Origin of the sequence: Bifidobacterium bifidum ATCC 29521 = JCM 1255 = DSM 20456, assembly GCF_001025135.1 — a bacterium.
Classification (GTDB): Bacteria; Actinomycetota; Actinomycetes; order Actinomycetales; family Bifidobacteriaceae; genus Bifidobacterium; species Bifidobacterium bifidum.
The window spans coordinates 17,579-39,108 of record NZ_AP012323.1 but is presented as its reverse complement, the minus strand read 5'-3'; the positions used below and the strand labels follow the sequence as shown (position 1 = coordinate 39,108).

At 62.5% G+C, this 21,530-nt stretch carries 16 protein-coding genes and 2 tRNA genes; 10 read left to right on the top strand and 8 right to left on the bottom strand.

Going from position 1 to position 21,530, the window contains the following annotated elements; genetic code table 11:
• Nucleotides 1-189: 189 nt before the first annotated feature.
• Nucleotides 190-753: an alkyl hydroperoxide reductase subunit C gene (gene ahpC, locus BBBF_RS00165; RefSeq protein WP_003817384.1), complete on the bottom strand. Its 564-nt coding sequence runs from the start codon at nucleotides 751-753 to the stop codon at nucleotides 190-192.
• A gap of 282 nt (nucleotides 754-1,035) precedes the next feature.
• Between ahpC and BBBF_RS00160 the strand changes: the two genes are divergently transcribed.
• The 3 genes from BBBF_RS00160 (at nucleotide 1,036) to BBBF_RS00150 (ending at nucleotide 3,942) form a co-directional block, all read left to right on the top strand.
• Entirely contained in the window at nucleotides 1,036-1,719 is a 684-nt protein-coding gene (locus BBBF_RS00160) for a carbonic anhydrase (protein ID WP_003815080.1), read from the top strand.
• Between the two features lie 143 nt (nucleotides 1,720-1,862).
• Complete coding sequence (locus BBBF_RS00155) at nucleotides 1,863-2,411, top strand: LacI family DNA-binding transcriptional regulator (RefSeq protein ID WP_003819365.1); 549 nt, start codon at nucleotides 1,863-1,865, stop codon at nucleotides 2,409-2,411.
• A gap of 208 nt (nucleotides 2,412-2,619) precedes the next feature.
• Nucleotides 2,620-3,942, top strand: a complete 1,323-nt coding sequence (locus BBBF_RS00150) for a hemolysin family protein (RefSeq protein ID WP_003819363.1) — start codon at nucleotides 2,620-2,622, stop codon at nucleotides 3,940-3,942.
• Between the two features lie 35 nt (nucleotides 3,943-3,977).
• Here BBBF_RS00150 and BBBF_RS00145 read toward each other — a convergent pair whose 3' ends face one another.
• Entirely contained in the window at nucleotides 3,978-5,051 is a 1,074-nt protein-coding gene (locus BBBF_RS00145) for a drug/metabolite transporter permease (protein WP_013362852.1), read from the bottom strand.
• A 441-nt stretch (nucleotides 5,052-5,492) separates the two neighbouring features.
• On the opposite strand from BBBF_RS00145, the gene BBBF_RS00140 reads away from it, so the two are divergent.
• A complete protein-coding gene (locus BBBF_RS00140; protein ID WP_003815072.1) occupies nucleotides 5,493-5,972 on the top strand; it encodes a Dps family protein in 480 nt (159 codons plus the stop codon).
• 187 nt (nucleotides 5,973-6,159) lie between these two features.
• Here the strand turns inward: BBBF_RS00140 and BBBF_RS00135 are convergent, their stop codons facing one another.
• From BBBF_RS00135 to BBBF_RS00120, 4 genes are all read right to left on the bottom strand, one after another.
• Nucleotides 6,160-6,900 (bottom strand): YgjP family zinc-dependent metalloprotease, encoded by a 741-nt coding sequence (locus BBBF_RS00135; RefSeq protein WP_033509584.1) that lies wholly within the window; start codon nucleotides 6,898-6,900, stop codon nucleotides 6,160-6,162.
• A 285-nt stretch (nucleotides 6,901-7,185) separates the two neighbouring features.
• Nucleotides 7,186-8,703: a PTS ascorbate transporter subunit IIC gene (locus BBBF_RS00130; protein WP_021647522.1), complete on the bottom strand. Its 1,518-nt coding sequence runs from the start codon at nucleotides 8,701-8,703 to the stop codon at nucleotides 7,186-7,188.
• 65 nt (nucleotides 8,704-8,768) lie between these two features.
• Complete coding sequence (locus BBBF_RS00125; RefSeq protein WP_021647523.1) at nucleotides 8,769-9,041, bottom strand: PTS sugar transporter subunit IIB; 273 nt, start codon at nucleotides 9,039-9,041, stop codon at nucleotides 8,769-8,771.
• A 123-nt stretch (nucleotides 9,042-9,164) separates the two neighbouring features.
• Nucleotides 9,165-9,614, bottom strand: coding sequence for a PTS sugar transporter subunit IIA (locus tag BBBF_RS00120; RefSeq protein ID WP_033509582.1), 450 nt, complete (start codon nucleotides 9,612-9,614; stop codon nucleotides 9,165-9,167).
• Nucleotides 9,615-9,943: 329 nt separating this feature from the next.
• On the opposite strand from BBBF_RS00120, the gene BBBF_RS00115 reads away from it, so the two are divergent.
• Entirely contained in the window at nucleotides 9,944-10,996 is a 1,053-nt protein-coding gene (locus BBBF_RS00115; protein WP_021647525.1) for a LacI family DNA-binding transcriptional regulator, read from the top strand.
• Between the two features lie 471 nt (nucleotides 10,997-11,467).
• On the opposite strand, the gene BBBF_RS00105 is transcribed toward BBBF_RS00115, so the two are convergent.
• Nucleotides 11,468-13,804 (bottom strand): beta-N-acetylhexosaminidase, encoded by a 2,337-nt coding sequence (locus BBBF_RS00105; RefSeq protein ID WP_021647527.1) that lies wholly within the window; start codon nucleotides 13,802-13,804, stop codon nucleotides 11,468-11,470.
• A 274-nt stretch (nucleotides 13,805-14,078) separates the two neighbouring features.
• On the opposite strand from BBBF_RS00105, the gene BBBF_RS00100 reads away from it, so the two are divergent.
• The 3 genes from BBBF_RS00100 to BBBF_RS00090 all read left to right on the top strand — a co-directional run bounded on the left by BBBF_RS00100 (nucleotide 14,079) and on the right by BBBF_RS00090 (nucleotide 18,053).
• Nucleotides 14,079-14,152: transfer RNA gene (locus tag BBBF_RS00100), tRNA-Ile, on the top strand.
• Between the two features lie 70 nt (nucleotides 14,153-14,222).
• Nucleotides 14,223-14,295: transfer RNA gene (locus tag BBBF_RS00095), tRNA-Ala, on the top strand.
• A 260-nt stretch (nucleotides 14,296-14,555) separates the two neighbouring features.
• A complete protein-coding gene (locus BBBF_RS00090) occupies nucleotides 14,556-18,053 on the top strand; it encodes a LamG-like jellyroll fold domain-containing protein (RefSeq protein ID WP_033509580.1) in 3,498 nt (1,165 codons plus the stop codon).
• Nucleotides 18,054-18,427: 374 nt separating this feature from the next.
• Here BBBF_RS00090 and mscL read toward each other — a convergent pair whose 3' ends face one another.
• Nucleotides 18,428-18,862, bottom strand: a complete 435-nt coding sequence (gene mscL / locus BBBF_RS00085) for a large conductance mechanosensitive channel protein MscL (RefSeq protein ID WP_003815058.1) — start codon at nucleotides 18,860-18,862, stop codon at nucleotides 18,428-18,430.
• 146 nt (nucleotides 18,863-19,008) lie between these two features.
• Between mscL and BBBF_RS00080 the strand changes: the two genes are divergently transcribed.
• A complete protein-coding gene (locus BBBF_RS00080) occupies nucleotides 19,009-19,716 on the top strand; it encodes a FadR/GntR family transcriptional regulator (protein WP_003815056.1) in 708 nt (235 codons plus the stop codon).
• A 103-nt stretch (nucleotides 19,717-19,819) separates the two neighbouring features.
• Nucleotides 19,820-21,166, top strand: a complete 1,347-nt coding sequence (gene gdhA / locus BBBF_RS00075; protein ID WP_003815054.1) for an NADP-specific glutamate dehydrogenase — start codon at nucleotides 19,820-19,822, stop codon at nucleotides 21,164-21,166.
• Nucleotides 21,167-21,530 lie beyond the last annotated feature (364 nt).

The following is a 21,530-nucleotide window of genomic DNA, read 5'->3' as shown; positions in this document are numbered from 1 at the left end:
CTACCCGCCAGCGGGGGCGAGAGAGTTGGCGATCCCCAGCCAACTCTGACCGCTACCGACAGCCCTCCAGCCCCTGCAATCAGGGACGGCCTCCAGCCGCAGCCTGTTGTGCTTGCCTGTCGGCTCGCCTTCGCCTACAAACAGCTCTGCTGTTTGCTTGACAACTCAGCCCGTCAGTGAGGCGGGAAATCAGAGGAGACCGACGAGGTCGAGGCTCGGCTCGATGGTCTCCTCGCCGGGGGTCCACTTGGCTGGGCACACCTGGTCGCCGTGCTCGTAGACGAACTGCGAGGCCTGCACGCGGCGCAGCAGCTCGTCGGCGTTACGGCCGACGTTGGAGGAGATGACCTCGTAGGCCACGACCTTGCCCTCCGGGTTCACGATGAAGTCACCGCGCTCGGCCACGCCGTCGGCCTCGTTGTAGGTGTCGAGGTCCTTCGCGAGCAGTGCGGTGGGGTCGGCAAGCATCGGGTACTGGATCTTCGCGATCTTTTCGTTGGCGTCGTGCCAAGCCTTGTGCACGAAGTGGGTGTCGCAGGAGACCGAGTAGATCTCGCAGCCGATCTTCTTGAAGTCCTCGTACTTGGCAGCGAGATCCTCCAGCTCGGTCGGGCACACGAACGTGAAGTCCGCCGGGTAGAAGAAGAACACCGACCAGTGACCGAGCACGTCCGCCTTGGTCACCTCATGGAATTCGTTGTTCTGAAAAGCCTGCACCGTAAAATCAGTGAGTTCATGCTGAAGCAGTGTCATCATCGTTCCTTTCCACGCAATCCGGTCATTGCGTCTCCCCATCGTAACGTCAAGCGGCTTTCGCCGATACGGACGCACGAGGGTTTCTTCATGACAATCATCACAGTTTGCGCTCACAAACCGGTAAAAACAGCCGCGCCCGATCCGTGGTTTCGCTATGAGCAGAGGTGATGAACGTTCCTTGGATATTTCATACTTATCAAACAGGTTTCCGCTATGCTCGCACATACAGGCACATACACGCCGACCCGACGCGAACCTGAGACTCGGAACGGAGATGTCATGGCAGAGGAAGACCCGGATCAGGAATCCACCGCGAACTCGACGCTTAGCCGCATGCTGGCGGGAAACCGGCGGTTCGCCGAAGGGCACAGCGAGCACCCGTGGCAGGACATGCAGACCCGCGAATCACTGATCGACCGGCAGAACCCCGACGCGGCGGTATTGTCATGCTCCGATTCGCGCGTTCCGCCGGAAATCATCTTCGACGCGGGGCTCGGTGACCTGTTCACGATCCGCACGGCCGGGCAGATCATCGACGACGCGGTATTGGCATCGCTGGAATATGCCGTGGATCATCTGCACGTCAGCCTGCTCATGGTCATGGGTCATGAAGGCTGCGGGGCGGTGGCGCTGGGCGCCGAACAACTTGACGCGCTGATCGCCGACAGCACGAGCGACCCGGAGAGCTCGTTGGAGTCCGCTGATGCGATGGCCGAATTGGATGAGCGCATCGCCAGCTCGGATTCGATTGTGCTGCGCTCGGTCGGCATGTCGGTATGGCAGGCGCGGGAGGCCGAGTTGGATACGAGCGAGGACTTCGAACGCGTACATGTGGCGCGTACCATCGAAGAGCTGGTCACGCGCAGCGAAATCATTCAGGACGCGCTGGCGCATGATCGACTGATGATCGTAGGCGCCCGCTACCAGCTGTCCACCGGCAAGGTCGAGGTACTGAGCTTCTGATGGGAGCGTGACTTATCGCCGCATTTCGCGTCACTGTGTGCGGGTAGCGTCACGCTGTGCGGCCCCGCACACAGTGACGCATCAGTAAAACCCTTATTTTCCAATGGTTATACAATATGCGTCACGCTGCAAGGGCGCACACAGTGACGCACCCCGCACAGCGTGACGCATTCGAGACGCCGCATCCGCAACGGCAACGCGCCGCCCGTTTCGACGTGGCGCGTCCCGCAGGCGTCTCCACCGCCGTCGTCAGCTACGTGCTCAACGGCAGTCCCAAGAAAATCTCACCGGACACCGCGCAGCGGGTGTTCGACGCGGCGCAGTGGCTCGACTACCACCCCAACTCCGTCGCCCGAGCCCTCAAGACCGGCACCACGCACACGCTCGGCATCATCGTGCCCGACTTCTCGAACCCATACTTCGCCGAATTCACCGACCAGCTCGAAGCCGCTGCATCCAAACGCGAACGGGCGCTGATCATCAACCTGTCGCGAGGCGACCCGCAAGGCGAGCGCCGCCGCATCAACGAACTCGTCGAGCGCAACGTCGACGCGATGTTCGTCTCCTCCGCGCAGACCGATGCCGAGCTCGCCCGCTGCGCGGTCAACGCGGCGCTCGACCCCGCGCACACGCCCGACGTGCAGCTCATCGCCGCCGAACTCGTCACCAGGCAGTCCTGCGGATGCAAGTGACCGGCCGGCAAGTCGCAGCGAACGGTTCTCAATAAGAAAGGTGCGAGGATTTCTCACATTTGCGCACAAGCGCACAAAACCATAAAGGGCGGCATCTCGGGACTTTGTCGATTTTGATGTTCGTTTCGGGCGTTGGCAGGCTCGCACCTTTCTTACTGAGAATGATTCGCTGCGACAATTGACGTGCCACCCCCCTACAGTAGAGTCCATGTCACTTGGTTTAAACATCCTTCTGATCTTCATATTCCTAGTGCTCGGATCCATCTTCTCCGGCACCGAATTGGCCTTGGTCTCCCTGCGCGGATCCCAGATCGATCAAATGGAACAGGAGGACGCCCGTGGCGCACGTGTGGCGGCAATCGCACGCGACCCCAACAAGTTCCTGTCCACCGTGCAGATCGGCGTGACGCTCTCCGGCTTCCTGTCCGCATCGTTCGGCGAATCGTCGATTTCGCCGTTCATCGTGCCCGTCGTGAAAAGCTGGGGCGTGCCGGCGAACATCGCCGCACCGCTGACCACCATCGTGCTGACGCTGATCATCTCGTACTGCTCGATAGTCATCTCCGAAATGGTGCCGAAGCGCATCGCCATGCAGCGCACCGAACAGATCGCCCGCGCCGTAGTGCCCGCGATAGACGTGTTCGCCAAGGTCTGCAAGCCGATCATCTGGCTCATCGGCAAGAACACGAACGGTATCGTGCGTCTGCTCGGCTTCGACCCGAACGAGACCGAAAGCGAGGTCTCCGACGAGGAGCTGCGCGTGCTCGTCAACACGAACACGTCGCTGAGCAAAGACGAGCGCACGATCCTCGACGACGTGTTCGACGCGTCCGAGACCATCGTCGCTGAGGTCATGCGTCCGCGCACCGATGTCGTGTTCCTCGACGGTTCGCAGAGCATCAAGGACGCGGCGGCGTACGTGCGCGAGATGCCGTACTCCCGCTATCCGGTGACCGGCAGGGATTTCGATGACGTGATCGGCTTCGTGCATGTGCGCGACCTGCTGGACGTGCGCGACCCCAACGCAACGACCGTGGCCGACGTGACGCGAGAAGGCATTTCGCTGCCCGGCACGTCCAAGCTGCTGCCGAGCCTCGAACTGCTGCGCAAGCGCGGCATCCACTTGGCCGTGGTCATCGACGAGTACGGCGGCACCGACGGCATCGTGACGCTGGAGGACATGACCGAAGAGCTCGTCGGCGACATCCGCGACGAATACGACCTGCCCAGCGAACCGGGCGGCGAGCGCAAGGAGCAGCCCGCATTCGTGAGCGGCGTCGCCACCATCGACGCGAGCATGACCATCGAGGACTTCGCCGATCTGACCGGCATCGAACTGGAGGACGGCCCGTACGAGACCGTCGCCGGCTATTTCCTCGCACACACCGGCAAGATGGGTGCCGAGGGCGATGTGCTGCACTCCGACGACGGGTACGACATGACCGTCACCAAGGTCGACGGCCGCCGTATCGAAACCATCGAGGTGCGCAAGGCCGGCGCCCCTGACCACGCGCCGGTTTCCGCCGAATAGCGCGGCGCGGGCGGGAGGTCGCCGGCCATTGCCGATCATCGGCGCTGCGAGGAAATCCACCAGTTGATGATCGAACCGGCTGCGACCAGCAGAGCGCCGCACCAGAACGGCAACGTCAAAGACAACCCCAGCAATACCGCGCTGGCTGCCGTGGACAGCACGGGCGTGGCGTAAGAGGCCATCGCAAGCGTGCTCATGCTGCCGTGCAAGATTCCATAGCCCCAGCAGGCGTATCCGCCAGCGATGACCGCCGCGGCCGCCACTACAGCCAAGTAGCCCCAAACCGACGGCGCGGCAGACGGCCAACCTTGGCCGGAAGCGAAGTGGATGATCCACAGCGCCACGGCCACAAAGGGGAAGAATACGGACGTACCGTCGAATCCCTTGGACAGCGCGGGCGTGAACACCGCATACACCGACCATGCGAGCGCGCCCGCAAATGCCAGCAGATACGGCAGTGGATTCGCCGCGACATGCCCTGCGGCGAGCGCCCAGTCCAAGCCGCTGTTGCCGCCGACCGCCAGTATCACGCCGGCGGTGGCGACGACAGCGCCAGGCAATACGCGGAGCACCGCGCGGCCACGAGAATGGCGGGGCGGCTTGCCTGCGCTGCAGTTTGTGCCGCACTGGACCGAGTCATCTTGAGCCTGCGCGTCGCTGGGCGCTGCGGGTTCCCGTCCTATCCCCTCGTTCCGCGCCGAACGCTTCTCGCCGCTCGGTACGAATGCCGCCGCCAGCAACACCATCATTGTAGGCCACAGGTAGTTCACCAGACTGACCTCCACCGACGAGGCCGCCGAAGACGCCAGCCCGATCGACAAGGAAATCGACGACTCATAGAACACGAACAGCAGGCCGCCGACGATCAGATACGTTCGCGGATACTTGCGCAACGGTGCCGGCCGGCGAAAAACCAGCAGCAGCACCGCGCCACAGGTGTATATCAACGCCGATCCCAGCGTCGCGCCGAACGCATCGGCGACCACGCGAACCAGCCCGGTCATCAGACTCCACAGCAGAATCGCCATCAGACCAATCATGGTAGCCTGCACGGATGGGCTGGGGCTCCGGCCGGCCTGGCCAGCCACATCGCGACGCGAATCGACCATATCTGCACGCTCCTTTTCGCCGCGGGGTCCGGCTGTTTACTCCAGTGTGTCCGCCGGCACCGACGCGGATGACGGCGAGTGGCGACTGACCGCGTTGACTGACGCGAATTGACCTGCCGTATTGTACCTGCTGAATGTGCAGCTACGTCCAGTCACGCCGTCTGCCGTGTTTCGTGTTGCCCCGCTGCACATGCCTTGCCCAGTCGCACCGCCACATGTCCCATCTCTCAGCCCAGTCCGTGCCACACCAGCGTAAAAACGGCCCGAAATCAGCCTGGTGTGGCACACTGATTCCACCCGACCTGTACCGCTGATGAACATCAGCCTACGTTTCTGTTACGTCGCTCACTGTGAGCGATAACTATGCTGGCGGCTGACACATCGCGCAGGCTTCATCGATAAACTGGAGGGTGACTGATATCCCAGAAGAAAGGAACGAATATGACACTTGCATTCGTTGTGCCGGGACTGGACGAAGCCGCCTCCGAGAAGGCCATTGCCATTCTGCAGAACCGACTGAGCCAGGAGCAGGAGGCCGCGCTGGTCCTGAAGCACGCTCACTGGAACGTGACCGGGCCGAACTTCATCGCCGTGCACGAGATGCTCGACCCTGAGGTCGAGGCAGTGCTCGCGCAGGCCGATGAGACCGCCGAACGCATCGCCACGCTGGGCGGCACGCCTGACGGCCGCGCCGATGCCATCACCCGCAACCGCACCTGGAAGCCGTTCGACGTCGACGGTCGCGCCGGCACCGAGAAGTACCTTGAGGCCCTGATCGAGTATTACGACGCGTTCATCGCCGATGACCGCAAGGCCATCGCCGAGCTGGACGAGCTGGACGTGATCAGCTCCAACATCATCCAGGACCACGTGCAGGAGCTTGAGAAGTTCCAGTGGTTCATGCGTTCGCATCTGGCGTGACGCGATAGATCGCGGCAGACAGCAGGCAGCGTGCATGGCGGGGGAATGCCCGCTCCCATGCACACCGGCATGGTCTGACGCAAAAGATGCACATCAATGATGGCGACGGTTCAGTGGCAATGTTGAGCTGCCGCCATCATTTGTTTTGCTGCCGCGACATGTCGGCCAGCATGTTTCACGATATGTTTCACAGCAGTACGCGCTTGTTGAGTTCACGGCGCAGCTCACGCCAGCTCGGCAGATAAGCGCTCATCCGCCGCTGAAAATCAGCCCCGTGACCATTGGCCCACAGATGGGTCATTTCATGGACGAGAACGTACTCCAAAAATCGCGGCTCCATCAGACCAAGCTGAAGATTCAGCCGGATACGCCCGGTTTTCGGCGTGCATGACCCCCAGCGCGACGTCATGACCCGCAAGGTGACATGGCTCGGCGAACGCCCGACGATGGGCGCCCACTTGCGCAACAGCCCCGGAAGCGCGGCATCGATCGCAGCCGCGGCGGCATGTTTGCGCTCATCGGTCCACATGGCCGAACGGTCGAACATGGGGAGCTGCGGCTGATCGCCGCCCCGGCGGCCATCGACACCGGCATTCCCTCCATCACCGGCGGGAGCGCTGGGGAGGGGCGTCAACGTCTCGGCCTGCCGCAATGACATCCGTCGGGCCTCGGCCATACGCCGCTGCTGTTGCACGATCCACGAGTGCCGTTCATGAGCGAAACCAATGATCTGACGCTGGCTCATGCGCATCGGCGCCGACACCTCGACGGTTCCCAGAGGCGGCTTGATACGCAGATAGAGGTTCTTGATGCGCTTGCGCGTCACATGCAATTGCAGGCCGTCCACCTCAAGCACGGTCGACGCGGCGGCGGTTGAGGCGGACGCGGGTGCTTTTCGGGCATGACGACGCTGATTGGGCAATGGCATACGAGCCATTGTCGCAGACGCTGTCCCCAGTCAGCATGAGGCAAGGAATACAACGCCCCCGCTGGCGGGGGCCGCCGCGCAGCGACTGGGGGTGGTCTGACCAGCCACTGCACAGAACCACCCTCAGTCTCGCTGCGCTCAACAGCTCCCGCTAGCGGGAGCACAACACTGCGCACTCCGCGAAACCACCCGCGATCTCACGCCTTCCCACACACAAAAACGGGAGCGCGAGGGCACTCGCACCCTCACGCTCCCGCATAATCGCTCAGCGGCGGCGGAACAGTATCACGCTTCCGCAGCGGCCTTCTTGGCGGCGCGAGCAGCGGCCTTGGCGACCTTCTCCTCGGCCTTCACCTGCTCGATGTACTCGGCGTGCTTGGCACCCGGAGTCCAGCCGGTGTTGACGACCTTGACCTGCCAGATCCACGCGGCGGCGAAGAGCACCGCGGCAAAGATCAGCAGGCAGATGGCGCCACCGACAGGACCGAGGTGAGCCATGTTGCCGGTAATCGTACCGAACCAGCAGAAGTCGGCGTCACCGAAGGTGGAGTTGGCCAGACCGAAGCTGCCCATCACGGTCATCAACGCGGCCGGCAGGAAGGTAATCAGCAGGCCGTTGATGAACGAGCCGACAATGGCACCGATACGACCACCCGTGGCGTTGCCGAACACACCAGCACCACCACCATCGAAGAAGTGAGGCACCATGCCGGGCAGGATCAGCGCGACGCCCCAGACCGGGCCGAGCCACACGGCGATGATCGCCAGAGCCACCAGGCCACCGACGAAGGAGCCGAGGAAGCCGATCAGCGAAGCATTGGCGCCGTACGGGAACACAATCGGGATGTCCAGCGCCGGGCGGGCGCCGGGCACGACCTTGTTCGCAATGCCCTGGAAGGCGGGGACGAGTTCACCGAGGATGATACGAACACCGTAGAGGATGATGCTCACGCCGATACCGAACTGCAGAGCCTGCGCGAACGCGGCCATGAAGAACGAACCGTAGTTGTCGGGGTTGGTGGAGAAGATCTTGAACGCTTCCTTGGCCGGCAGCACGATGGCGGCCCACACGGAGAAGACCAGGTACAGCACGACCATGAGCAGCGTGGTGGAGACCATGGAGTCACGCAGGAAGCTCAGGCCCTTCGGGAAGTTGATGTCTTCAGTGGACTTCGACTTCTTGCCCACGCCGGCGCCGACAGCACCGGAGACAATGTAGCCGAGGGTGTTGAAGTGGCCGATCGACAGCTTGTCGCTACCGGTCACCCTGTTCATGAACGGCTGCGCGAACGCCGGCATGACCACCATGATCACGCCCATGAGGATGGCGCCGATGATCACGATGAGCAGCTGGTGGTCCGTGCCGAATCCCACGGACAGCACCACGGCCAGCATGGTGGACATGAACACCATGTGGTGGCCGGTCAGGAAGATGTATTTCAGCGGGGTGAACCGCGCGAGCAGCAGCATCACGATGAAGCTGAGCACGATGATGTACGCCGAGGAGGCGCCGTACTGGCTGGACGCCTGCGCGGTGATGACCTCATTGGTGGGCACGACGCCGTGCGCGCCGGTGGACTTGAGCACCAGGTCGCCGAACGGGGCCAAAGCCGAGGTGACGACGGTAGCGCCGGCACCCAAGATCAGGTAGCCCATGGCCGCCTTCAGGGCGCCCGACACGACCTGCCCGGCGCTGCGCTTCAGTGCGATCAGACCGATGGCCGCGATGATGCCAATCAGATACGCCGGCACATTCAGTATTTCCTGGCTGATGAAATTCAGCACTTGAACGACAACGTTCATGGATTCCTTCTTTTCTTGTTATGGTTTCTGGCCGGCATCTCACGCAGGCCGTAACGGGGAGCGGCTCAGTCGGCGTACTTCTCCAGCACCGACTTAATCTCGTCGGTGTCCATGAAGTTCGTGATGACTTCGACGGGCGTGGTGGTGCCTTCCAGCTCGGGCGCGAGCTCGGCGGAGGTGAGCACCAGATCGTTCATGTTGGCGATGCCCTTGGCGCTGCCCGCATCGGAGGTGGTGACATTGACATCGACGCCAAGGTCGGCCGCGACCGATTCGACATTGACCTTCAACAGCACCGATGTGCCGATGCCGTTGCCGCATACGCAGAGGATGTTCATGATTCCCTCGTTTCTTTCGTTGGAATGACTGCCGCGCAGCCATTGGGTTTCAGTTATTGGATTCAGTCATGGAAGTGTGGGTGTGCCGCTCGCCGGCGGCCCGGCCCAGGTTGCGCCGCCCTGCTATTGATGCAGGATGTCGCGGATGGCTTCCGGCGTGGGGGCCGCGGCGAGCGCCGCGGTCTTCTTGGGATTGATCAGGGCCGAGGCGATGGCGGACATCACGGTGATGTGCTCGTTCTCGTCATGACCGGCCAGACCGATGACCAGCGATACCGGGTCGTTGGCCTTGTTGCCGAACTTCACCGGCGTGGACAGGCGCACCCAGCTCAAGCCGGTCTTCAGCACGGCCTCGGACGGACGGGAGTGCGCGAGCGCGAGACCCGGGGCGATGACGATGTACGGGCCCATTTTCTCGACCGTCTCGATCATCTGATCCGTATACGCGTCGGTGGTGAAACCAGCCGCCACCAGTCCTTTGCCGGCAAGCCGGATGGCATCTTTCCAATCGGTGGCGGGAACGTCGAGCAGAAACGCGCTGTCCGGCAGGAACCCGTCAATATCGGCGACCATAGCATCTCCTCCGTGCTGAGCCATCCACCGCTGGATGGGTTGGTGATTTGCTGACACCATCGCGAGCAAATCGTTTCTTTCATCCGTCACTATACACCCTAAAATCCGCTTGGTAAACCCGGAAACCGATTTCTCAATTTTGTAATGAAATGGTATGATCTATACAGAAACCATTACGTCTGTCCACTGGAAACATTGGCAACAATCACGTCCATACGGCATCGCGGCGACCAATAAGCGCAATGTGCGTTCATGTATCCTATATACAACGGGCAGCGACGCGGTGCCCGGCAGAAGTAATCGAAGCAGACAATCCGAGGTGATGAACGATGAGCTCAACGAGTTCCATCACCGACGTCGCCGCATTGGCGCGCGTATCCAAAGCCACTGTCTCCCGCGTTCTTTCAGGGCGCCGCACCAAAGACGACAACATCGCGAAACGCGTGCGGGACGTGGCGGAACAGCTCAACTATCAGGCCAACTCCGCCGCCAGCGCACTGCGCAGCGACACGACCAATACCATCGGCCTCATCATGCCCGGCCCGACCGACCCTCTGGCAGCCCGACTGCTCGCGGAGTTGGAGCCCGAAGTCAACCGCTCGGGACGCCAGCTGCTGCTGGGCCTCGGCGACGACCAGCGAACCCAGGCGGAACGCATCGAAGCCATGCTCGCCCGCCGGGTCGACGGGCTGGTGGTCATGCCGCCGCAAGACGCCAACACCGCAGCGTTCCTGGATGACTACGTCGGCATGACCTCGCTGGTTCAGGCGTTCGGCCACTCCACGTCCTTCCACGTGAACTGGGTTGGCGTCGACGAAAGCGCCTCCATGAAGCTGATGCTTTCGCACCTTGCCGAGTACAACGCCGACTCCATCGCATTCCTCAGCGGCAACGTCAACTCCGCCAGCGCCGCCGAGCTGTTCGCCACGTTGCAGACGTCAACGAGGGTCATGAACCTGATGACCGAACCGGGTTGGACCACGTTCGGCGACAATTCCGCGAAGCGCGGGTATCACGACGTTATGAGACTGTTCGGGGACAAGGGCAACCGCCCGAACGCGCTCATCTGCGCCACCGACGATGTGGCGATCGGAGCGCTGATGGCGCTGAACCAACTGGGAATCCGTGTGCCGGACGAGGTCAAGGTCATTGGGTCGGGCGACTCCCCCGCGGCGGCCATCGCCGACCCGCCGCTCTCGTCGATTCTCCCGCCGTGCCGGCTCATCGCCCATGAAGCGCTGCGACTCATCAGCGTCAGTGCCAGCAGCAAACACTGGCTTCCGGCGCACACCGCGTATCCGCCGCAGCTAGTGCAGCGCGAATCGACCAGCGGGCCGCGATTCGGCTCCAGCGACATGGCGCTGCCCGACGACGAGAGCTGAAAACTCGATGTCGGTGCCCTGAGCGGCACGAATATTGCGCGAAAGGCGTGGATTACACGGCTATCTGCATTTCGAGGGGGTGATTTCGACTTCCCGAACATCTATCTACGTTTCAAGGGGTTGGTGACCAAGTAGGAACACTGCTAGAACCGCGTCATTCCAATAAGTGAATGGCTCATATACCTCGGATGCCTCTGTGCCGCAACCCCTTGGAATGCAGATAGATGTTCCGGAGACCGAAAATCACCCCCTTGAAGCGCAAATACCCGGCAAGCTCGTCTGTCAGAGCCTGAAAAACGCCACTGCACGAGGCGGCGACGCCTTGCGGCACAACGAAATGCCGGATCTCACATATGAGACCCGGCATGGATCGCATGTTCGCGCCGTCTCAGCCAGCGAGCGCCGGCACGGCAACAACGACCGGCTCATGCCGCTACCGCGCGACGCCCCGCCTCTGATGTGCGCTTGAGCTTATGAACGCAGGGCGTCGGCACAGCGCCACACGATGGAGGCGATGCGGGCCAATTCCGATTCCGCGCTGACAGAACGCCACAAGTCGCAGTAGGTCTCGAACCAGCGCTCCAGACCACGTGCCACTCGAATCGAGACATACTGCACGGCTTCCGGCCCTGCGGAAGAGCCTGCGTCCGGTTCGATCAACCCGGCCGACGCGCGGGCGATATCGCCGGCATCGACCGTGATGACGTCATGCCGCCGCGCAAGGCACAAGCCGACCAAGTTGAACCAGCGCTGCCCCTCGATGGCGGCCAGCATCGCCGGCACATCACGCCGAGCCGCACCCAAACGCGATGCGCGACCGGCGGCGGCGCCGAGTCGCATGGCGTCGCACAGCAGCGCCTCGTTCGCCTCGGCCGCGCGGACGATATGCGGCGACAGCCCTTGCAGCATCGTGCGCCGAGCCTCATCAAGATCGGTACTGCCCAGCAGTCGGGCCTCCCACTCCCGCCCGTATTCCCCGCTGAACCCATGCACGCCGAGATGCATCGCCGATGCGGCATCGCGATTCATCCGTCCGTCGCCTTCATCCAGCTCGCAGTACCAGACCATGTCATCCCAGCTGAACGCCACACGACAGGCGGCATCTCGCAGTGCCTCGACTATGCCGCCCGAACGGTCGCCGTATTCGACCTCGGCCACGCGACGGCACATCTCGGCACACGACCCATCGCCGCCGGCCGGCGCGCCCGCAATCGCGTCGGCCGCGCCACCGGTGTAATCGTCGCTTTCCGAGCTCGACGGGAGCGGTGCCGGGGAATCCCCGTCCGCGGCGGCCTTGTTCTCACGGACGGCATCGGCGGCGGCATCGGCATAACCGGCAGCAGAGCCTTCTTCGCCGTCGCCGCACCCGGCCTCACCCTGGATATGAGCCATCGGATTCCACGCGCACTGCGCGCCGAATATCATGCCGGAAACCGCCATGCGCGGATCGTTGACATGCCCGTAATCACCCCAGTCGGTCACCAGGTACCCGACCGCACCGTACTTCACGCCGTAGCGCGCGAGTCGGGAGATGTTGTTCCACGAGTCGTCGAGGCGCGGCAGCAGCGCATTCCAGCACCATACCGCCGAGCACACGTACTGCGGGGCCCCGGCCTGCGCGACGAGGCGTACCTTGTCTTCGCCGATGCCCGGCGCGTACAACCAGTTGAGCAGCGTGACGTTATCCGGCAACAGGCCGAGGATCTGCGGCATCTCCACAGCGATGTCACCCCAGCACATCGGCTCGCGGCCACGCTCAGACAAGTGACGGCACAGCTGCGATACGAAGTCGGCGTACATCGCGGCCACGCCGCGGCGTTCGGCTTCGGGCTTGGAACGGCCGCGACCCAAATCGAACGTCTCATCGCCGCAGATGTTGAACTTGCGTGTGCGGAACAGCTGCATGTAAGCATCGATCAGCTTGAACGAGAACGCGAGGGACTCCGGTTCGGTGATGTTGAGCGTGTGGTGACGCTGCCGCTCCACGAAACCGTACTGACGGTCGGCGTCCTCGGGAAACTCGCCGAGATGGCGCAGCTCGCGCGTGCGCATCGCCATGTACTGGTGTCCGAAAGTCGAGACCGACGGCACCAGCTCGATGCCGAGCCGCGCGCAGTATTCGTCGAACGCGATGATGTCGGCGGGCTTGAGCGGGCTGGTGCCGCGCCAAGTCTCGCTCAGATCGTCGAACATGAACGTGTGCTCGATGTATAGCTGAAGCTGGTTGTACTTGTACAGGCACAGCCGGTCGGCCCATGTTTTCAGCCAGTCGAGCGTGGGGACGCGGCCGCGCGTGGCGTCGAGATAGTAGCCGCGGACCTTGTACGCCGGTTTGTCCGCGATGACGAGTCGAGGCAGCGCCGGTGCGCACTGACGGATGATCTGGCGAAGGGTCTGCACGCCGTTGCGCACGCCTTCCGTATCGCCGCCGACGACGTCTATGCCGGAGCGTGCGATGGTCAGGCGGTATTCCTGCGGCTCCAGGGATGAGGGGTCGAGTCTCAATGTGATAAACGACTTCCAGCATGAAGCGTGGGGCGGAACCGGGTGCGCAGTCGCGGCATTTGGCGCGGGCAGTCCGGCCACCATGACATCGCTGGCGATGTCCCAGCGCAGGCCCGTCGCCGCTTCGATATCATCGGCAAGCTGGGTCGGGAAAACGCCGGCGATGTCATCGATGTCGCGATCTTCCGAGATGCGGCCTACGAGCGGCAACGCGACGGGTACCGGAGCTCCGGCATCATCCGAATCGGCAGCCTCCCCGTTCAATGTCACGGATTGCGGTTCCGGAATGAGATCGAATGACATGTCTTCATCGCCACAACAGTATCGATACTGCACTGTACACCCTTTCGTCGCAGGAAGTCGGTCTGGCCGCCGATGCGCCAGACATCACCATAGCCATCACCTACAGTAACCCATGTCCCTTATCGGCGCACCCGCGATTGTCGGCGCAGGAAGCCATGTGAAGACACACAACGACGAGAACGACACGCCGAAAGCCACAAAAAACCGACTGGATTTGACACATACGGCAATTCTGGTATTCTAGTTCATCGTGCGCTTTTGAAGTGTATGGATCGGGCCCGTAGCTCAGGTGGTTAGAGCGCATCCCTGATAAGGATGAGGTCGGAGGTTCAAGTCCTCCCGGGCCCACAGGAAAATTGCAGCGGCTACTTCAGCCGCTCTTTTTTTCTCACTGACAACGCCGCAACGGCGGAATCACGGGGCTATAGCGCAGCTGGTAGCGCATCTGCTTTGCAAGCAGAGGGTCGCCGGTTCGAACCCGGCTAGCTCCACTCTCAGAACCCTTAGAATCAAGCTGATTCTGAGGGTTTTTCTATTTGCATTTTCTGCTCGTTTCCATCTCGAATCAGCCAAAATCGTCAGGGCTAATGGCACGCGGATGGCACAGAGCCGGCTCTCACCGGTTCAGCGCCCCGCCGTTACTTGCATCACGGAATCGCATGATAGAATTGAGCAGACCTTCACACAGAGGCAAGGCTCACCCCAACGATCACATGGCAGTGATCCCCGAAACAGAAGCAGAGAGCATGTAATGACGCATATCACATCACACCGTCGGAGCGGCAAGCCCTGGCGCTCAATCATGGCGGCCATCGCCACAGCAGCGATGGCGCTGTCGCCGGGAGCCGCAGCCTATGCGGCCGACGCCGACGCCACCGCACCAGCAACCACCGCGTCCGCAAACCTTCGAGGCGCATGGAACTTCGAGAACACCGCGGCCGGCGACCGCGAAGCGGCCAACAACGGCGGCTCCAGCAGCGCAACGGCCCAACTCATCGGCGACGACATCTCCATCATCGCCGACCCCGCCGGCGTATTCGGCAACGTACTGCACTTCGGCGCGGGCGCGTCCAGCTACATGAAAATCAACCAGTACGTCAACACCGGAGCCGGCAACGCGTCATTCGCGATGTGGTACCGGTACGATACGACGCTCGACCCGACAGGCGACAAGCCTGCGGTGCTGTTGCAGCAGGATGGCGCCGGCCGCTCCCTGCTTACGCTGCGCCCGTCCAACCAGTACCACACGTATGTCAACGCGACCGACGTTCTCAGCAACAATACGGTGGCACGCGGCGGATGGCAGCATATCGCCGTTTCCTTCGACCAGACGAGCCGCAAGGTCAAGTTCTATGTCAACGGCGCGCTCGACAGCGAAAAGAACATGGGAACCTCGGCCGTCAACGCCGTCACCGCGCTGCTGGTCGGCTCGCACAAGAACATCGGCACCATGGACCCGCATTCGATGAAGGGCGACGTGGACGACATCCGCGTATATGATGCCACGCTTACCGACGACCAAGCAGCTGCGATTTACGCCGAGCAGGGCACGGCCCTTGCCAGAAAACAACTCGGCACACTGGTCTCGCAGGCCGACGCGCTGCTGGCCGCGGGAGAGGTCGACGCCGCGTCGGCGCAGGCGCAAGCACTCGCCACGGCAAAACGCAACGCGGTCAACGCCATGGACAACACCTCCGGCAGCGCCGCCGCGCGGATGACGGCGATGAATGCCGCGGGCACGGCGCTCCAGACGGCCATCACCGCGTATCAGGCGCATGTACCGATCACGCTCACGGCCGACCCCAGCACCGTGGAGCGCACGGTCGACAGCGCTTCCATCTTCGGCGTCAATCATCGGTACGCCTTCAACGGGTACGGCAGTTTCGACCCCGATACGATGCGTGTGAAAGACGACTTCACCGCACTGTACAAGCAGGTCGGATTCGGCTCGATTCGCTACCCCGGAGGCACGATTTCCAACCTGTTCAACTGGAAGACCACCATCGGTCCGCGCGCCCAACGGCTCAAGCAGGTGCACGGCTTCTACAACAACCCCGGTCAGGGCGGCATCGAACCGAATTTCGGCATCGGTGAAATCGCGACGTTCGCGGACGAGGTCGATTCAGAAATCGTCTATGTGTACAGCCTCGGCCGCGGCAACGCACAGGACGCGGCGGATCTGATCGAATATCTGAACGCGCAGGTCGGCACCAATCCCAACGGCGGCATCGACTGGGCGAAGGTGCGCGCAGACAACGGACACCCGCAGCCGTACAACGTGCGCTATTTCGAAATCGGCAACGAAATGAACCAAGCATGGGCCAACTCCGACGGCACCGCCTCGCAGGGCTACTGGACCACCGCGGTGAGCGGCGGCAGCGAGCAGGCGTACACGGAGGGCGGCACAGCGAGCTTCACCAAGCAGTACGCCGTGAGCCTGGAGGATTGGAACAAGGCAGCGTCGGTCAGCGACGGCAAGGCCGGTCTGACCCGTTACATGCGCTACGCCAACGTCAACCCGAAAATGAACGGCGACGATGGCGCGATCGTCGACGACCCGTCGTTCGTGGCCGTCAACAAGGGCAGCGTCAGCGTATGGGTCGGCAACGACCAGTCGAACGAACAGTGGCGCATCGTGGACGACTTGGAGACCGCCGGTGCCGGCGACAAAGTCGTGCAGGTCGATTACAGCACGGGCGCGCTGAGGTTCGGAGACGGCGTGCATGGTGCGATTCCGGCCAAAGGACAGCAGGTTTATGTCAGCTACACCGTTGACCGCGACGGGTTCGTCAAGATATCGAAGGCCATCAAGAACACCACCGACCAGATCAACACGGCCGAACAGCGCACGGACGGCACACGGCACACGGCGAACGTGTACACCAGCTACGAGTCCACAGGGTTCATCACCCGCATGGCGAACCTGAACGCGAACCAGTGGTACGACGGCATGACCATCCACCCTTATTCCGGCACCCCCACGGGAGCCACCGCGGGCGCATGGTACGACGACGCGATGAAGAAGGCCGAGACGGCGGGCGTCAACCGCGTCAAGGAGTATGTGAGACTCATGCCGGCAGGCAAGGTGCCGGTCATCAGCGAATACGGCATTTTCCGCGATACCAGCGCGCTGGTCCGGTCGCAATCGCACGCGCTGTACATCGCCAAGGTCGCGCTGGAATATGTTCGGCTTGGCAGCCCCTATATTCAGAAGCACTGCCTGATCGACTGGTACAGCAGCGGCGCCGACTCGCTCGGCCCGACCCAGCAGGCGGTTATTCAGGCCGTGCCGGAAGACGGCGCAAGCACGGTGACAGGCGAGGGGCGGTTTGGGTTCTTCCTGACGCCGAGCGCGTATGCCCTGCAGATGCTCGGCAACGGCATCGGCGACAGCGTGCTGACTTCGACGCTCGGCTCGACGCCCACGTTGGGCAATGGCGCAACGGCTCTGTCTGCTTTGGTTTCCAAGGATGATGATGGCAATCTGCGCGTGATCATCGTCAATCTGGATCGCGCGCTCGGCCGCACGCTGAAGTTGAATTTCGGGCAGGATCTGTCTGGCCGAGTCGCGGATGTGCAGACCATGGACGCAGCAATCAACGCAGAGAACACGTTGGAAAACCAAGATAATGTGACTCCCGTTGACAGCAGCGTCACGTTCGATGCGGCGACGCCGACGGTCACCGTCACGCCGCATTCGTTGACGACGCTGAAGATTCGGCCGCGTGCTGCCGGAACGATCAACGCGGCACCCGTCATCACCGCCAGTGACCGGACCATTACGGTCGGTGACGCTTTTGATCCGCTTGACGGCGTGACCGCGCACGACGCGGAGGATGGCGACATGCCGCTCGCTGCGGCGAATGTGACCGCCGATGATGTGGATCCCGATACTCCGGGAACCTATCACGTCACTATCACCATCACCGACAGTCAGGGAGCCACTACCTCCAAGACCTTTACGGTCGTCGTGCAGGCGAAGGAAGGTGGGGAGACTCCGGAGCCTGAGCCTGATCCCTCGCCGGGCCCCGAGCCCACGCCGGAACCTGCCCCCAAGCCGGCACCAGACGAGAAGACGGATCAAGCAGCCCACCAGAAGCCGGATGACAAGACAAATGGGCAACAGGCAGACAACGGCAAAACAAAGTTGTCGCATACTGGTGCCAGCGTCCTGGTCGCGCTGACCTGTACCGCAATGCTCGCCATCGGAGGCGGTCTCATCGCCACATTCCGTCGTAAGCGGAGCTGACGGAGCGCGTGCCCCGCGGTCGAAGGTCGCATGGTCGGCCACCCCTGGCCGCGGGGCGCATAACCCGTTGTTGCGTCCCTAAGTGCACGCCGCCTATGAGAACGGAATCAGGTGCGATTCGCGACATCAGAGCGTCACGCTGTGCGGGTACCGTCACCGTGCGCGCCCGCACAGCGTGACGCATTCTTCAAGAACCCAGTGATTGCAATGGTTCCGGAATGCCGTCACGCTGTGCGCCCCCGCACACGGTGACGGTACCCGCGCAGCGTGACGCATTATCCCCGGAAAACAGCGAGTTCGCCGAATAGGAGCATGCGATTGCCGGCGCCCAGTCGGCTCGCCGATAGCCCCGCCAGCGGTGGTGCGAGTTCTGGTTAGGCTTTGGCCAGTTGGTCGCGGATTTCGGTGAGCAGCGCGATTGTCTGCTGCTCGGCGGTGGGCTCGGGTTCCTTGCCTTCGTCGGCGTCCTCGGCCTCACTTTCCTTGAGCTTCGCCTTCGCCAGCAGCGCATCGGACATGTCACGGAACTTGTTGATCGGCACCAGGATGAAGAAGTAGACGGCGACGGCGATGATGAGGAAATTGAGCAATGCGCCCAGAATCGCACCGACCGACACGGTCGCCCCGTTGAACGTGAACGCAAGCAGACCGTCCATGTTCGGCTTGCCGAAGATCATGGCGATCAGCGGATTGATGAGATGGTTGACGATCGCATTGACGACGGCGGTGACCGCACCGCCCATGACGACGCCGACCGCCATGTCAATCATATTGCCGCGGGAAATGAACTTCTTGAAACCATCAATCATGACGCCTCCTATGGTTAGAGGATTCGCAGGCGCAGGCTCGTGTCCGCGCCCGGATGCGCGGATTGCAACCCGCGCATCGTCACCTCCCAGACTATCGCATCATTCTCGTGGCATTCCGCGGCCGCCCCGCTTCAGGCACGGGTCACGTGGCCGCCGAATTGGGCGCGCATCGTGGAGACCACACGCAGGATGTCGTCGGCGCCGCCGCGCGAAGCCTGCCGGGAGTAAAGCGCCGCCGCGGTGGCCGTCGTGGGGACGCCGAGTTCCAGCGCCGGTTCGACGTCTCGCGAACCGTGGCACGCGAAGTCGCGAAAAGCCTCGAAACAGCCAAAGTCGTCACCGTCCGTCGACGCATCGGGCTCGTCTCCCAACCGGTCGAGGAGTGGGACGCGCTCAGCACTCAGGTCATCCATTGGAAGCTGCACTCCACACACCGTGAGGAGCAGCTGCGCACCCTCACCGAACTGCGCCTCGCCATCGAGCCGGCCGCAGCGACCTCGGCCGCCCGATACGCGCCGATCGACGTGAAATCGCGGCTCCCCCTGCTCGCAGCGGAGCTCCGGCACACCGGCGAGAACGGCAGGCTCGACGAATTCCACAAGCTCGACATCGAATTCCACTCGCTGATCTTGCGCAACAGCGGCAACGAAATGTTCGCTTCCCTATCCACCATCATCGCCACCGTGCTCTCCGGACGCGTCGAACTGCACATGTACCCGCAAAAGCCCAAGCCGGAAGCCCTCGACGCACACGACGCCGTCGCCCAAGCGATCTGGCAGAGCAGTCCGGACAACGCGCGCCAGGCCATGCACCGCATCGTCGACGAAGTCGCCGAAACGCTGCAGCTCAGCTGACGCACACATCCGCGCCACATCCTGAGCAATTTCTTGTCGCCCCTTGACACCGCACCTACAATAAAACCGTCTTATTGATAACCCAACCATTAAGGGGAGAATTATGCTCACTGACGAGTATGTGAAGCGCGTCTACGCTCAGGTCGAACAGCGCGACGGCGACCAGCCGGAGTTCCTTCAGGCTGTACGCGAGGTGTTCGAGACCATCCAGCCGGTGGTCGAGAAGCACCCGGAGTACGAGAAGGCAGGCGTGCTGGAGCGCATCGTCGAGCCGGAGCGCGTGGTGAAGTTTCGCGTGGCCTGGACCGATGATGAGGGCAAGGTGCAGGTGAACCGTGGTTACCGCGTGCAGTTCAACTCCGCCATCGGACCATACAAGGGCGGCCTGCGCTTCCACCCGACCGTCAACGAGGGCGTCATCAAGTTCCTCGGCTTCGAACAGATCCTCAAGAACTCTCTGACCACGCTGCCCATGGGCGGCGGCAAGGGCGGCTCCGACTTCAACCCGAAGGGCCGTTCCGACGCTGAAGTGATGCGTTTCTGCCAGGCGTTCATGACCGAGCTGTGCCGCCACATCGGCCAGTTCACCGACGTTCCCGCCGGCGACATCAACGTGGGTGGCCGCGAGATCGGCTACCTGTTCGGCCAGTACAAGCGCATCCGCGACGAGTACTCCGGCGTCCTGACCGGCAAGGGTCTGGAGTTCGGCGGCTCGCTCGCCCGCACCGAGGCCACCGGCTACGGCGTGTGCTACTACACCCAGGAAGCCCTGCGCGTGCTGAAGAACGACTCCTTCGAGGGCAAGACCGTCGTGGTCTCCGGCTCCGGCAACGTGGCGATCTACGCCGTGCAGAAGGCCGAGGAGCTGGGCGCCAAGGTCGTCACCGTCTCCGACTCCAACGGCTATGTCTACGATCCGAACGGCATCGACGTGGCCGTGGTCAAACAGATCAAGGAAGTCGAGCGCGGCCGCATCAAGGAGTACGCCGAGCGCGTGCCGTCCGCCGAGTACCACGAGGGTTGCTCCGGCGTGTGGACCGTGCCGTGTGACATCGCGTTGCCGTGCGCCACCCAGAACGAAGTCAACGGCGAGTCCGCCGAAGCTCTGGTGAAGAACGGCTGCAAGGTCGTCGTCGAAGGCGCGAACATGCCGTCCACCCCGGAGGCCATCGAGGTCTACCAGAAGAACGGTCTGCTGTACGGCCCAGCCAAGGCGGCGAACGCCGGTGGCGTCGCCGTTTCCGGCCTGGAGATGAGCCAGAACAGCTACCGTCTGTCGTGGTCCTTCGAAGAGGTCGACGCCAAGCTCAAGAACATCATGGAGACCATCGTCGCCGACTCCCTGGCCGCCGCCAAGGAGTACGGCCACGAGGGTGACCTGATGCTCGGCGCCAACGCCGCCGGCTTCGTCAAGGTCGCCAACGCCATGGTCGCGCAGGGCATCCTGTGATCGCGTAGGCGCGTAACGTTTGGCGCGCATTCGCGGATAACGCGAAGGCCCGCCGAAACCAGTATTCGCATTGGTTTCGTCGGGCCTTTCGTGTCCTGCAGCAGGTTTGGCCACCCCAGTCGCTTCGCGACAGCTCCCCGCCAACGGGGGCGGCGCGCGATCACCGGGTCGCCATCATGTCGATTGCCCCCGCATCCGGAGAAAGTCACATCCCGCAGGCCAGAAACGGGACCTTTACGGGATGAGGCACGGGCTGCCACCAACCCCGCGCTCTCAAAACTCGCAGATACAAGGCTAAATCCAACAAAAACGGCCCGTATCTGCGAGTTTTGAGAGCGCGATTCCCGCAACAACGAAAAATGCG

Bases quoted from the DNA above. Each gene is read 5' to 3' on its own strand.
- BBBF_RS00130 (WP_021647522.1), bottom strand. From the start codon at position 8,703: ATGAACGTTGTCGTTCAAGTGCTGAATTTCATCAGCCAGGAAATACTG.
- BBBF_RS00090 (WP_033509580.1), top strand. From the start codon at position 14,556: ATGACGCATATCACATCACACCGTCGGAGCGGCAAGCCCTGGCGCTCA.
- BBBF_RS00105 (WP_021647527.1), bottom strand. From the start codon at position 13,804: ATGTCATTCGATCTCATTCCGGAACCGCAATCCGTGACATTGAACGGG.
- BBBF_RS00135 (WP_033509584.1), bottom strand. From the start codon at position 6,900: ATGCCATTGCCCAATCAGCGTCGTCATGCCCGAAAAGCACCCGCGTCC.
- ahpC (WP_003817384.1), bottom strand. From the start codon at position 753: ATGACACTGCTTCAGCATGAACTCACTGATTTTACGGTGCAGGCTTTT.
- BBBF_RS00120 (WP_033509582.1), bottom strand. From the start codon at position 9,614: ATGGTCGCCGATATTGACGGGTTCCTGCCGGACAGCGCGTTTCTGCTC.
- BBBF_RS00145 (WP_013362852.1), bottom strand. From the start codon at position 5,051: ATGGTCGATTCGCGTCGCGATGTGGCTGGCCAGGCCGGCCGGAGCCCC.
- BBBF_RS00160 (WP_003815080.1), top strand. From the start codon at position 1,036: ATGGCAGAGGAAGACCCGGATCAGGAATCCACCGCGAACTCGACGCTT.
- mscL (WP_003815058.1), bottom strand. From the start codon at position 18,862: ATGATTGATGGTTTCAAGAAGTTCATTTCCCGCGGCAATATGATTGAC.
- BBBF_RS00150 (WP_003819363.1), top strand. From the start codon at position 2,620: ATGTCACTTGGTTTAAACATCCTTCTGATCTTCATATTCCTAGTGCTC.
- gdhA (WP_003815054.1), top strand. From the start codon at position 19,820: ATGCTCACTGACGAGTATGTGAAGCGCGTCTACGCTCAGGTCGAACAG.
- BBBF_RS00125 (WP_021647523.1), bottom strand. From the start codon at position 9,041: ATGAACATCCTCTGCGTATGCGGCAACGGCATCGGCACATCGGTGCTG.
- BBBF_RS00115 (WP_021647525.1), top strand. From the start codon at position 9,944: ATGAGCTCAACGAGTTCCATCACCGACGTCGCCGCATTGGCGCGCGTA.
- BBBF_RS00140 (WP_003815072.1), top strand. From the start codon at position 5,493: ATGACACTTGCATTCGTTGTGCCGGGACTGGACGAAGCCGCCTCCGAG.